12 protein-coding genes are annotated in these 13,612 nt (G+C 45.1%); 11 read left to right on the forward strand and 1 reads right to left on the reverse strand.

Annotated features, from left to right (window positions below; all coding sequences use genetic code 11):
• Nucleotides 1–255: 255 nt before the first annotated feature.
• From MHI51_RS08505 to glnA, 11 genes are all read left to right on the forward strand, one after another.
• A complete protein-coding gene (locus tag MHI51_RS08505) occupies nucleotides 256–855 on the forward strand; it encodes a 3D domain-containing protein (protein WP_175618916.1) in 600 nt (199 codons plus the stop codon).
• Between the two features lie 146 nt (nucleotides 856–1,001).
• On the forward strand, nucleotides 1,002–1,145 hold the full coding sequence (locus tag MHI51_RS08510; protein WP_156113077.1) for a hypothetical protein: 144 nt from the start codon (nucleotides 1,002–1,004) through the stop codon (nucleotides 1,143–1,145).
• A gap of 235 nt (nucleotides 1,146–1,380) precedes the next feature.
• A complete protein-coding gene (liaF, locus tag MHI51_RS08515) occupies nucleotides 1,381–2,460 on the forward strand; it encodes a cell wall-active antibiotics response protein LiaF (RefSeq protein ID WP_305954112.1) in 1,080 nt (359 codons plus the stop codon).
• Complete coding sequence (locus tag MHI51_RS08520) at nucleotides 2,461–3,537, forward strand: sensor histidine kinase (RefSeq protein ID WP_076126420.1); 1,077 nt, start codon at nucleotides 2,461–2,463, stop codon at nucleotides 3,535–3,537.
• Between the two features lie 3 nt (nucleotides 3,538–3,540).
• Nucleotides 3,541–4,194: a response regulator transcription factor gene (locus MHI51_RS08525; protein WP_036684464.1), complete on the forward strand. Its 654-nt coding sequence runs from the start codon at nucleotides 3,541–3,543 to the stop codon at nucleotides 4,192–4,194.
• 236 nt (nucleotides 4,195–4,430) lie between these two features.
• The gene (locus MHI51_RS08530) at nucleotides 4,431–6,104 is read left to right on the forward strand and encodes a S1C family serine protease (protein ID WP_076126421.1); all 1,674 of its coding nucleotides are present in this window, start codon (nucleotides 4,431–4,433) and stop codon (nucleotides 6,102–6,104) included.
• Nucleotides 6,105–6,209: 105 nt separating this feature from the next.
• Nucleotides 6,210–6,899: a response regulator transcription factor gene (locus MHI51_RS08535; RefSeq protein ID WP_076126423.1), complete on the forward strand. Its 690-nt coding sequence runs from the start codon at nucleotides 6,210–6,212 to the stop codon at nucleotides 6,897–6,899.
• 1 nt (nucleotide 6,900) lies between these two features.
• Nucleotides 6,901–8,367: a cell wall metabolism sensor histidine kinase WalK gene (locus tag MHI51_RS08540; RefSeq protein ID WP_076126425.1), complete on the forward strand. Its 1,467-nt coding sequence runs from the start codon at nucleotides 6,901–6,903 to the stop codon at nucleotides 8,365–8,367.
• A gap of 59 nt (nucleotides 8,368–8,426) precedes the next feature.
• The gene (locus MHI51_RS08545) at nucleotides 8,427–9,383 is read left to right on the forward strand and encodes a 4-hydroxy-3-methylbut-2-enyl diphosphate reductase (protein ID WP_076126427.1); all 957 of its coding nucleotides are present in this window, start codon (nucleotides 8,427–8,429) and stop codon (nucleotides 9,381–9,383) included.
• 264 nt (nucleotides 9,384–9,647) lie between these two features.
• A complete protein-coding gene (gene aroF, locus MHI51_RS08550; RefSeq protein ID WP_339247457.1) occupies nucleotides 9,648–10,694 on the forward strand; it encodes a 3-deoxy-7-phosphoheptulonate synthase in 1,047 nt (348 codons plus the stop codon).
• Between the two features lie 283 nt (nucleotides 10,695–10,977).
• Nucleotides 10,978–12,402, forward strand: a complete 1,425-nt coding sequence (gene glnA, locus MHI51_RS08555; protein ID WP_036684454.1) for a type I glutamate--ammonia ligase — start codon at nucleotides 10,978–10,980, stop codon at nucleotides 12,400–12,402.
• A gap of 136 nt (nucleotides 12,403–12,538) precedes the next feature.
• Here the strand turns inward: glnA and MHI51_RS08560 are convergent, their stop codons facing one another.
• A complete protein-coding gene (locus tag MHI51_RS08560) occupies nucleotides 12,539–13,573 on the reverse strand; it encodes a LacI family DNA-binding transcriptional regulator (protein WP_076101584.1) in 1,035 nt (344 codons plus the stop codon).
• Nucleotides 13,574–13,612: the final 39 nt, after the last annotated feature.

The following is a 13,612-nucleotide window of genomic DNA, read 5'->3' on the forward strand; positions in this document are numbered from 1 at the left end:
TTTCACATGAACAAAATGGGCATATTTCAGAGGTTTTGGTGTCTTTTTGTCACCATCGTTTTGCTATTGACCGCTGCTGGAATCATTCCAGAATCTAAGCAACAGGCAGTAGGGGCCATTGGGACAGGAGACACTTTACAGCACACGGGTATTAACAAAACGCTATCGAACGAGTTGCAATATACCAAGGCTAATTCTGTGTTTATGAGAACTACAGATGATAAGGTCATTCTTGCGACTGGCCGTGCCACACTTATGTCAAACGAGGCGCATTCCGTCGCACCTGTATTACCTGCAACAACAAAAAATAAACCAGCAGCGACGAAGGCACCGCAGAGCACCAAAGCTCCAACCACTAAAACAAACGGTGGCAGCGGATCTTCCAAACAGTTACCAAATTCTATTCCTGTAGCCGCACCTGCGGAAGACCAGATCATTACTTCAATGAAAGTGATGGCGACTGGATATACTGCGGGTTATGAATCTACAGGTAAAACATCTAAACATCCCGAATATGGAATTACCTATTCAGGGGTAAAAGTGCGCAGAGACAAAAATACAGTCTCAACCATTGCTGCTGACCCTAAGGTTTTGCCGCTGGGGAGTATTCTTTATATACCGGGCTATGGATATGCCATAGTTGCTGATACGGGCTCGGCTATTAAAGGGCGGAAGATTGATCTGTATTTTGCTACTACGAAACAGGTGTATAAGGAATGGGGCAAAAAATCAGTTGTAGTTCAACTCATTAAGCGTGGTAACGGGACTTGTACGGAAGTCATGCTGAAGAAGCTGAGCCAAGCGATTGAGACTTACAAAGCAGTACCGCAATCCATGCTCGAAGAATCCATTTAAAGGGATTGAACTTATTTTCACTTGGTCATGCATAATAGTGACATCACCTTGCCATAATACGGACTGGGGCAAAGCAATTGCCTCTTCCGAGATGTTCTCTTAGTAAGCATATTCTATGCTGCATAAGAGAAAAGGAGGTGAATTCCGTGGCCAATAACAAGAAATCTAAAGTACAAGAAAATTACAAAACACCAAATGAAAAATACAATGCTGAGTTTGCTGTTGAGAATGACGGCGCTACTAAGCAAAGTGGAAATACTTCTAAACCAGCTCAGAAACCGCAACAATAATGCGCTGACTGAAGCAGAAGACTGCTAAAAAAAGAGACTGTCCAATTCAGTTAATTACTGAGGGACAGTCTTTTTTCATATATAATGAAGTAAATAGAATTTTATCCCATTCATCTCAGTCTAGAGACTGAGGGGAAGTTCCTTCTCTCGCCGCTGTTTCTCAGTACTTCATTCCTGTAGACTAAGGCTATAAGATTGAAGAAGAGAGCGTTCCACTACTTTAAAGGGGAAATGAATGATGAAAAGAAGGTTCACCAGCCAGGTTTTAGGCGGCCTGATCCTGATAGGGATTGGAGCTATGTTTCTACTGAGACAATTAGGTTACACTGATTTCAGCTTAGGTTACCTGATTTCGAATTATTGGCCGGTAATTTTGATCCTAATGGGAATGAACCGGCTTTTAGGTACAGGGGATGGACAATCCAAAGGTTCTTCACCTATCGGCGGCTTTTTCTTTCTGGCGATCGGAGTGTTTTTCCTTGGACGGAATTTAGATTGGTTCGATATTTCAGCCGGGGATTTTTTCAAAATGTTCATTCCAGTTATGTTGATTGGCGGCGGACTTTATGTGATTTTTAAACCACGCGGTTCAGTACCACCACCTGTGCCACCAGCTCCATCGTCACCACCAGATCACTTTCCTTCAGGAAAAAGCTCACTAGATGTGGAGCCGCCCAAACCACTGGATTCCACACTTGATGAACAATTTGAGCAAAAATTTGGCAAGGCTTCTGGTCAACGCGACTGGAAGGACTATCTTCAAAAAGATGAAGAAGACGATGAGGACGAAACAGGATCTTATAAGTCCAGCGCTGAAGCACGTTGGCAAGAGAAGCAGGAACGACACGAGCGCAGACGTCAGGAACGTCATGAGCGTCATGCTCATAGACATGGTAAATGGCATGAGGAATTCCATGAATCAAATAATCAAAAGGAATCGACCAATCGCTCTGCTTTTATCGGAGATGTCCATATGGGGCGCGAGCATTTCCAACTGAAGAACACGAATATCTCGCAGTTTATCGGCGATACCGTACTGGATCTGACGAATGCACAGATTGCTTATGGCGAAACGAGGATTAATATTTCCGCTTTTATAGGCGACATTAAAGTGTACATTCCGAATGATATGGATCTTGGCATCTCGGTGAACAGCAGTTCTTTTATCGGGGATATGGAAGTTCTGGATCAGTCTCGCAGTGGGTTTATGAGCAGTGTACAGTGCAAGACTCCTTATTATAAAGAAGCAGGCAAAAAAGTCCGTATAAATGTAAGTGCATTTATAGGTGACATTAAAGTTAAAACGGTGGGTTAGATGGGGACAATCTTCAGTAATACCAAATGGTTGCTGTTGTTTTACTTTTTGCTCACTGGAGCGGTAAGTGCAGGATTGATGTATGCAGGCACTTGCCTTGGTTATATCGAAGTGAAGGATTATCGGATGTGGCTGTACTTATGTCTCGGGATTGTGTTGTTCACCGTAGTTATCGGCTATATGGCAGGCCAGCGGATTCAGCGCCGGATTGATCATCTGGATCTGAATATGCTGCAGGTCGCCAAAGGAAATCTGTCCGTGCGGATGCCAGAAAGTGACGATCAGTCTTTTGCCCGAGTGTATCACGAGTTTAATGTCATGATGGATACGGTCGAGAATAAGATGCAGCTTCTACAGCGATTGGGTGAACAAGAGGTTATTGAGAAGGAACAGGCAGCGGAGAGTGCGGTGTTGGAGGAAAGAAGGCGTATGGCCCGGGATCTGCATGATACGGTGAGCCAACAGCTTTTTGCCATCCATATGTCGGCTTCTTCGCTGCCTAAAGTGCTGAAGGTCAATGAAGCTCAAGGTCAAATGGTCATGGACCAGTTGATTACAATGTCTCAGATGGCACAAAAACAAATGAGAGCATTAATTGCACAACTGCGTCCGGTGGAGCTGGAAGGTCGAAATCTGTTCGAGGCGCTGGAAAAATGGTTTCCCGATTATTGCCGCCAGAATGGCTTAAAAGGAATGAAGGAGCTCGAACTTCAGGGCGAGTTATCGGAAGCAATCGAACATCAGCTGTTCCTAATTATTCAAGAGGCGATGGCGAATATCGTGAAGCATGCCGGGGCTAGACTGGTGAGTCTATCGCTGCGTGAAGGATCAAGACAAGTTGTGCTGAGTATCAGTGATGACGGTCAAGGTTTTGAACATGTGCAGCAAAAACAAGGCTCCTACGGTCTCACCACCATGCGCGAACGGGCGGAGAAACTGGGTGGGCAAGTGGAGATTATTAGCCGCAAGGGTGCGGGAACGACGATCCGTGTACATATTCCTAAGTTTGTTCAAGGGAACCCAGAATTAGAGCAGAATAGATCGTTAGGAACAGATACACAGGACGAGGAGGAGTAGAGCATGAGTGTCATAAAAGTGTTGCTCGTAGATGATCATGATATGGTACGGATGGGCCTCAAAACTTATCTAATGCTGGAGCCTACATTCGAGGTCATCGGTGAGGCGGCGAATGGACAAGAGGCGCTGGAGATGCTGCGTGCTGGTGGACATGAAGGTCTGCCTGACCTCGTGCTGATGGATTTGATGATGCCAGTGATGAATGGTGCCGAGACCACAAGAGCAGTGCTGGCTGAATTTCCTGGCCTCAAGATCGTGATCCTCACCAGCTTCCTGGAGGATGATCTTGTTGTAGATGCTATAGAGGCTGGTGCAGTCAGCTACGTGCTCAAAACAGTGTCGGCAGAAGAGTTAATCTACGCATTGCAAGGGGCTTACCGCGGCATGCCAGTCATGACGGGTGATGTGTCACAGGCGCTGACCCGTGGTATTCGCCAGCGCACCGTGCAAGGTGATTCCTCCGGTTTAACAGAGCGTGAGAAGGAAGTCCTGCTGCTTATAGCTGAGGGCAAGACCAATAAGGATATCGGTGAGGAGCTGCATATCAGTATCAAGACAGTGAAGACGCATGTCAGCAATCTGTTGATGAAATGCGAGCTTGATGACCGTACCCAGTTGGCTATTTACGCTCATCGGAAGGGCTGGGCTCAGGGGTAGGACTTGTAGACTAAGGTGCATTACTATTTGAAATGGTTTTAGAAGCTCGGGCCGCGATGTTTTTCGCGCCCGAGCTTCTTTTTTTACTTTCCTGCCTAATCTCCTCCCATTTGCCTATATCTTTTATCTGCGCTTAAATTGTTTTTAATGTGACCTTAAGGTTTAAAGTACAAAATAAGAACATGAAAACAAATTAATCCTTGTCACGGCGACAGGAAGCAGGAGGAAAGATAAACATGGACGATAACAAAAACAACTTCAATCGCGACAATGGACCAGCACCAGATCGGGAATGGGACAATAATAACAATAGCAGCAATAATAATAATTCATCTGAAGCAGGATCATCATCATACTACTATTCTTACGGACCTTTTAAATCTTTGAACAAAGATGAGAATAACGCTGACGGCGGCGCACAACACTACAATCGGATGGAGCCAGAACGTGTCGAGGTTACACCTCCACAGCCTGTAAAGCCATTACCTTATAACACATCGCTTCGCACCACTGGCTATGATGGCAATGGTGGTGGCCGCGGAGGAAATGGCGGTGGCGGTTCTGAAGGTGGCGGCGGCTGGCAATATAATAAAAAACCAAAAAGCTCGTTAAAAACAGTGCTGGTATCATTCCTAGCCGGTATGGTCGTTCTCTCGGGCTCAATGTATATGGCAGACAGAGGTAACTGGTTTACGGGAGATACAGCTACAACGGTTGCTAGCTCCGGAACGAATGGAACGGCGAAGACAACGGGCGAAAGTGCAGGTGTTGCGCCTTCTACTTCTACTACATCCTTGGTGACTGGATCTCGTGATGTGACAGGTGTTGTTGATGCGGTGGGACCAGCAGTTGTTAAGATTGAGACACTAGTTAAATCTAATTCGCGTAATGGAAGCTCATCCAGCCCGAATCTGAGTGATCCCTTCTCACAATTTTTCTTCGGGGATCAATACAGTGGAAATGGTTCTTCCCAAAATGAACAGGATTCCAAATCAGGCTCGGATTCTTCATCACAGCTTATCCCTTATGGAATTGGAACAGGCTTCATTTATGAGAAATCCGGCTATATTTTGACCAACCAGCACGTAATTGACAATGCCGATGTAATCCAAGTCACCGTGGATGGCGTAACCAAGCCTTATGAAGCGAAGCTGCTAGGTTCTAGCAAAGATCTGGATTTGGCTGTGCTTAAAATTGAAGGAGATAGTGATTTCCCTACAGTAGCACTGGGAGATTCGGATAGCATAAAGGTAGGTTCAGAAGTGGTTGCTATCGGTAACCCACAAGGCTTTGATCATACTGTAACTTCCGGTGTTCTTAGTGCAAAAGGACGCAGTATTGATATTAACGAAGAAGATGGCAGTGGAACACGTAATTACAAAAACCTGCTGCAAACCGACGCTTCTATCAACCCGGGTAACTCAGGTGGGCCGCTGCTCAACATGAATGGGCAGGTAATTGGGATGAACGTAGCCGTCAGCACGGATTCTCAAGGTATTGGTTTCGCAATCGCTGTGAATACGATTAAAGAAGTCGTAGATAAGCTGGAAGCCAACCAAGCCATTCCGAAAGAGCCGGTACCTTTCATTGGTGCAACTCTTATGACGATTACAGATGAGGTTGCTAAGCAAATGGGTACGGATATTAAAGAAGGTTCTGTGGTTGCAGATATCATCTATAAATCCCCAGCGTATACCGCTGACCTGCGCCCTTACGATATTATTACCGGTGCGAATGGAACGAAGTATGCAACCAACCAAGATCTGATTACTTTCATTCAAACGTTAAAAGTTGGTGACAAAGTAACATTAAATGTTGTGCGCGACGGTAAAACCATGGATCTCTCAGTAACCATCGGTAACAAAAATGATTTTGATACAACGACTACACAACAAAGTCAGCAGCAATAATACCGGACGGTAAGTCACACGGAAGGGGCGACCCTTCCGTTTTTGTCTAATTGTGATGTAAACTGCTACAATATATAAAAAGAACTGAACAATGGGGGCTGCTTGATGCGACCGAATATTCTAATTATTGATGATGACGAAAAGATTATTTCTATGCTGCGTAGAGGTTTAGCTTTTGAAGGTTACGATGTGAAAACAGCGGTGAATGGAGCGGATGGATTACGGGCAATCTTGAGCAGTGATCCGGATGTGGTAATTTTGGATGTAATGATGCCTCAGGTGGATGGCTTTGAAGTATGTCGCCGCTTGCGGGAAGGGGGCAGTAATGTTCCTGTTCTCATGCTTACCGCGAAGGATGAAATTGAGCACCGTGTAAAAGGGCTGGATCTGGGTGCGGACGATTATCTGGTTAAACCTTTCGCGCTGGAAGAACTGCTTGCACGTGTACGTGCGCTGCTTCGGCGTAAGAGTGAGCAAAACGAAGGTGGAGAGCAAGCGGTTTCTTATGAAGATATTACGCTGGATGTGGATTCACGTGAGGTTACCCGCGCCGGTAAAAGACTGGAGCTAACAGCGAAGGAATTTGAGCTGCTTCATCTTTTTATGCAAAATCCGAAACGTGTGCTTTCACGGGATCTGATCATGGATAAAATATGGGGTTATGATTATAGCGGTGAATCTAATGTGCTTGAGGTATACATAGCTATGCTACGTCAAAAGACGGAGGAGCATGGCGGTAAACGCCTCATTCAAACGATCCGGGGTGCCGGTTACATTCTAAGAGGTGACAACTAACATGTCTATAAGATTGCGGCTGACTGCTTGGTATTCAGGGATTTTGGCCGTTATGCTGCTGGCCTTATCAGCCGCAATTTACGGTTTTGTTTATTTTAATACTTATGGGGACTTGAAGGATCGTATACAAAAACAGGGTGAGCAGCTTGTAACCAATCTCAATCCTAACTGGGCGTATGACGGTTCATTGCAAAGTGTGAGCATAAACCCCTTCTTCGGCAACAAACTGGAGGAAGCTAATATTTTGGTGCAAACCTATATCTATAATAATGAGAACCTGCAAAAGTCAGAGAACTTGCATTATCTAGATATCCAATTCGATGTTCCGAAACTGGAAGATATTGATAAAGCTCACGGGTTCAAACAGACTACGCTTGGCGGATATCATTTGATGGTTTATCAGATACCGATATATGACTTGAATAAGAGTCCTGTGGCCCTTCTGCAGGTGGCAACACCGTCAAATTCGGAAGACAAGCTCTTGGAGCGTTTAAAAAATATACTACTCGTAGGTTCTTTTGCTACCCTGATCGCGGCATTTACCTTCGGTTTGTTCCTTGCGCGCAAATCCATGAGTCCAATCGGCAAAGTAATTGAAGCTGCGAATGGGATTCAGACGGGGAATGATTTAAGCTCGCGGATTGAATACGATGGGCCGCCAGACGAGATAGGAAGACTTATTGAGACCGTTAACAGTATGCTTGGGCGTATGGAAGGGTTCTACACAGAGCTGGAGGATTCGTATGCGGCTCAGCGCCGTTTCGTTTCAGATGCTTCACACGAGCTTCGGACACCGCTCACTACGATCCGCGGAAATATTGATCTGCTGCAAAAGGTTTGGGAGATGGAACCCGGAGAAGGGAAGATGAGTGAAGCTGAGATTCGCCAGCTATCGCTTGAATCGGTGCAGGATATCGCAGACGAGTCTAAGCGTATGAGCCGCTTGGTAGCGGATATGCTCTCGCTCGCGCGTGCGGATACTGGACGTACTTTTGATATAGAGCCCGTGGCACTGGAACCGATGATGAATGAGATTGCGCGCCGCGCCTCTTTCCTGCCCCGTCAAGCCGAGTGGGTTACAGGTGATATGTCAGTCTTAAATGGCAAATATATAGTTGGGAATAAAGATTATCTACAGCAAATGCTCTTTATTTTTATTGATAATGCCTTTAAGTACACGCCTTCAGGCATCGTGAGTTTGGATACCCTCTTCTATCAGAATCAGATTGGCATTCGGATCACTGATACAGGGATTGGTATGGATAAAGATGAGGTTCCATATATCTTTGACCGTTTCTATCGTGCAGATGAATCGCGTGGAATTACGGAAGGGATTGGGCTTGGCTTATCCATTGCTAAGTGGATTATTGACGAGCATGGTGGGTCTGTGGAGGTTGTTACACGCCAAGGTGAGGGGACCACTTTTGTCATCTGGTTGCCGCTTCTCTTTGCTCCGCCGCTGGAATAGGGTATAATTTAGAAGTGTCCTAATACAGAGGTCAATGAAAGCAGAAAGCTGGTGAACTCATGGAAGTCATTAAAATCTCTCCCCGGGGATATTGTTACGGAGTTGTCGATGCAATGGTTATGGCACGGCAGGCTGCGCAAAATCTCGATCTTCCCCGGCCGATTTATATACTGGGTATGATTGTTCATAACAGTCATGTCACGAATTCGTTCGAAGATGATGGCATTATTACTTTGGACGGACATAATCGTCTGGATATTCTGGATAAAGTGGATAGTGGGACCGTCATATTCACTGCACACGGGGTTTCTCCTGAGGTACGCAAGATGGCTAGGGACAAGGGTCTAACTACGGTCGACGCTACCTGTCCTGATGTCACGAAGACCCATGATCTTATTCAGGAAAAAGTAGATGACGGTTATGAGGTCATTTATATCGGCAAAAAAGGCCATCCGGAACCGGAGGGTGCTGTGGGTATTGCCCCTGAGCATGTGCATCTAATTGAAAAAGAAGATGAGATTGCTACGTTATCCATCTCTTCTTCACGTATTGTCATTACGAATCAGACTACTATGAGCCAGTGGGATATTAAACACATCATGAAAAAGCTTCTAGAGACCTTCCCAGGTGCTGAAGTGCATAATGAGATATGTATGGCTACCCAGGTACGTCAAGAGGCTGTGGCGGAACAAGCGGGGCAATGTGATCTGGTGATTGTTGTCGGTGATCCGCGAAGCAACAACTCCAATCGTCTGGCACAGGTGTCGGAAGAAATTGCTGGGGTTCCTGCCCATCGTATTTCTGATGTGTCTGAACTCCAAACAGAATGGCTAGAGGGTGTAAATATCGTCGGGGTCACTTCTGGCGCATCCACACCTACACCTATCACCAAAGAAGTGATTAACTACTTAGATCAGTATGATTCGGCTAATCCGGAGACGTGGGAGATCAAACGTACAGTGAATATGGCGAAGCTGCTGCCACCGGTTAAGAATAAGAGTGCAAGTACTACTTAATGTAATGGGCTAGGCTCGAACTTATATATTATGAACGCTGCAACAAGAGCGCTTAACTTCGTCAGTCGAGGTTAAGTGCTCTTTTTTATCGAAAGAACGCTTCCGGCATAGGAATCTAGAATATAGATTGACTATAATCGTTTTTTGAGGTAAAATTGCTTTAGTGATTAAAAGCATAAAAGCTTAAAAGCGAACACGCGTCGTAGCGCGATAGTATTTAGCGGAATTATTATAAATTTTAAGTGTAGAGAGGGAGTTATAAATATGATCGTCATTACATCAAATCAAACACCGGAAGAGCAGGTTAAAGATATAATTGCCGTAATCGAAAAAGAAGGTTTGCAGGTGCATCTCTCCAGAGGAGCAGATCACACGGTGATAGGTTTAGTGGGAGTCGTCACTCCTAAGCTCGCCGAGCATTTGCGGCAAATGAAGGGTGTAGAGAACGTCGTGAAGATCTCCAAATCCTACAAGCTGGCCAGCCGGGATTTCCATCCTGAGGATACGATTATTGATATCAAGGGTGTGAAGATTGGTGGAGAAAACCTGGTGATCATGGGCGGACCTTGCGCCGTTGAGTCTCCAGAGCAGATTGATGAGATCGCCCGGCTTGTTAAAGCGTCTGGTGCACAGGTACTTCGTGGAGGCGCGTTTAAGCCCCGTACAGGACCGTACAGCTTCCAAGGCGTAGGTGTGGAAGGTTTGACTATGATGGCTGAAGCAGGAAAGCGTCATGGGCTGTTGACCATTACAGAGGTTATGACACCAGAGTATGTTGATATCTGTGCGGAGCATGCGGATATTCTGCAGGTGGGTACACGGAATATGCAGAACTTTGATTTGCTGCGCAAGCTGGGGACCTGTGGCAGACCTGTTCTTCTAAAACGTGGCTTCAGTGCGACCTACGATGAGTTGCTCAATGCAGCGGAGTACATTTTGGCAGGCGGTAATAAGGATGTTATGCTCTGTGAGCGCGGTATTCGCACATTTGAGACCTACACTCGTAATACGCTGGATCTATCGGCTATTCCTGTGCTACAAAGCTTAAGCCATCTTCCAGTAATCTCTGATCCAAGTCACGGAACCGGTCGTCGTGAGTTAGTTGAGCCTATGGCCAAAGCTTCTGTTGCTGCTGGCGCAAATGGTCTAATTATTGAAATGCACACAGATCCGGACAATTCCATGACAGGTGATGGTGTTCAATCGTTATTCCCTGATCAGTTTGATAACCTGCTTAAGGATCTGGAAAAGCTGGCTCCAATTGTTGGACGTAAGTTTTCAACTTCGCCAGAAGCGGTTTCGGTCCTATAAAATTTAATCTAATAGCTTCCTCGGAAGCCCTCTTAACCCGCGACCTAGTGGGAAAAGAGGGTTTTTTTGGAGTTGGATAAAATAAATGTGACATGGAAATATGCGAAAATAACAGATTTCACGAAAGCGTTAGAATATCTTACATTGCTGAAAGAAATACCTGACATAAGCATTGACGATGTTAGGTATGAGATTTATAATTACGACAGCAAAAAAAATTAAAACAAGAACATTTGCATACTGTGAGCGGCCTAATGTTCGGAACTTGGGGGAGGAAAAATTCATGTCGGTTGAAAAAGTGTTGCAAACAATTAAAGAGAACAATATCGAGTGGGTAGATTTTCGATTCGTAGATTTAGGTGGTCGTGCCCACCACATCTCTCTGCCAGCTTCTGAAGTGGAAGATGAAACTTTTGTAAATGGGGTAGCATTCGACGGTTCTTCCATCAAAGGTTTCCGTGGTATTGAAGAATCAGACATGGTTATGATGCCTGATCCGAATAGTGTATTCATAGATCCGTTTACAGCTCATCCAACGCTGAACGTGATGTGCGACATTTTCACTCCTGATGGCGAACGTTATGAGCGCGATCCTCGCGGTATTGCTGTGAAAGCAGAAGAATTCCTGCAAAAAAGCGGAGTAGGTACATCTGCATTCTTCGCGCCTGAATCAGAATTCTTTATCTTTGACGATGTTCGTTACGAAAGTGGCATGAACAGATCCTCATTCTTCGTAGATTCTGAAGAAGCGGCTTGGAATACGGGTCGTAAAGAAGAGGGCGGCAACTTGGCATTTAAAGTTGGCGTTAAAGGTGGATATGTTCCTGTAGCACCAGTTGACTCCCAACAGGATATCCGCAGTGAAATGTGCCGTCTGCTCGCTGAAGTTGGACTACGCATTGAACGTCATCACCATGAAGTAGCCACTGCAGGTCAAGCGGAAATTAACTTCCGTTTTGATACCTTGAAGAAAACTGCTGATAATCTCATGACTTATAAATATATTGTACAAAACACTGCACGTCAGTATGGCAAGGTAGCAACCTTCATGCCAAAACCGCTGTTCGGTGATAACGGTAGCGGAATGCACGTGCATCAATCCATCTTTGACGGAGACACTCCTTTGTTCTACGAAAAAGGCGCTTATGCTAACCTGAGCGAAATGGCTCTTCATTATATCGGTGGTATTTTGTACCATGCACCAGCATTGATCGCTTTGACTAACCCAAGCACCAACTCCTTTAAACGTCTGGTTCCTGGCTACGAAGCACCGGTTAACTTGGTTTACTCCAAAGGAAATCGTTCTGCAGCAGTTCGTATCCCGGTAGCAGCTGTGACACCAAAAGGCTGTCGTATCGAATTCCGCACACCGGATTCCACAGCTAACCCTTACTTGGCATTCTCCGCAATGCTGATGGCAGGTCTGGACGGAATCAAGAACAAGATCAACCCGCAAGAACTGGGTTATGGTCCTCTGGATAAGAACATCTATGAATTGTCTGATGCAGATAAAGAAAAAATCCGCAGCGTTCCAGGCAGCCTGAGCGAAGCGCTTGATTCTTTGGAAGCTGATTACGAGTTCCTAACAGAAGGCGACGTATTTACTAAGGACTTCATCGATAACTATATTGCTCTGAAACGTTCTGAAGCACAAGAGGTTGCCATTCGTGTTCATCCACATGAATACGCCTTGTACTTCGATCTATAAGATTCCTGCTATTATAATCTTTATAATAAAAGAAGCTGTCTCAAAAGTAGTGAATTCTACTTGGGGCAGCTTCTTTTTTATGAATCAGGAAAAGTAATGGATTTTACTGTGCCCTATGACTTTATGCTAAGAAAGACTACACTAGCCCCCGTTCAGGAGCGCCGCAGGACTCTCTAATGATAAGCTCTGGCTCCACGCTGAAAGAACTCGTGCCGGATTGGTTGTTTATTAGATCATATAGCATTAGCGCTGCTAGGCGGCCGATCTTATCTTTATTTTGGCGGATGGTAGTCAATAGGGGGGTTGTATAATTGCAGGCCTCGATATCATCACAGCCAATAATTGCGACAGTTTCAGGAACGGCGATAGAAGCCTCTTTAAGGGCACGCATCGCCCCTATAGCAAGCTGATCGGACGCCGCGAAGATCGCTCTAGGTAAATTTCCATTCTCAATCATTCTACGCATCGTCTCATACCCGCTGGCCTCAAAGAAGTTACTTCCGTTTAAGAACCAATTCTCGTTAATAGGCAGTCCTAAATCTTCAAGAGCTTTGCGATAACCACTTTCGCGCATATTGGAGATGTCTGAATCTGAGGAACTGCCGATGTAGCCAAGCTCTCGATAGCCCAGTAAGTAAAAGTGTTCCACCACTTTGGAGGACATTTTGAAATTATCCGACATGATAAAACCAGAGTTGTCACCGGTCAGCTTTAAATCTACGCCGATACACGGAATTGCACTGTTGTCTAGTTCGCTGATAGAGGTTTCTAGCTCCTGTCCGGATAGAAGCACACACCCATCTACATTAAAATGCTGGCAACGGGCAAGATAATCGTTAGTATCGCCACTTTGGAATTTTTCATTGGAAAAAAAGATAAGGTCGTAACCTAGTAGTCCCATTTGTTTTTTGAATGAATTTAGCACCTCAATGAAAAAAGGGTGGGTAAAGTCGACATTCAGCATTCCGGCAAAAATCACTCCGATTAGATTGGATGATTTCGTAGCCAATGTTTTAGCTGAATTGGAGGGGGTATATCCAGTTTCTTTTATAATTTGTTGAACCCTTGTCTTGGTATCTTCCGAAATATCACTGTAGTTATTAATGATTTTGGATACTGTCGAAACAGAAACTCCAGCAATTTTCGCTATATCTTTGATGCTGTAGGCCAAATTAAGTCCCCCTTATAGTGAAAAATGTTCCGTAATATA

Source organism: Paenibacillus sp. FSL H8-0260, assembly GCF_045040625.1.
Taxonomy (GTDB): Bacteria; Bacillota; Bacilli; order Paenibacillales; family Paenibacillaceae; genus Paenibacillus_AQ; species Paenibacillus_AQ odorifer.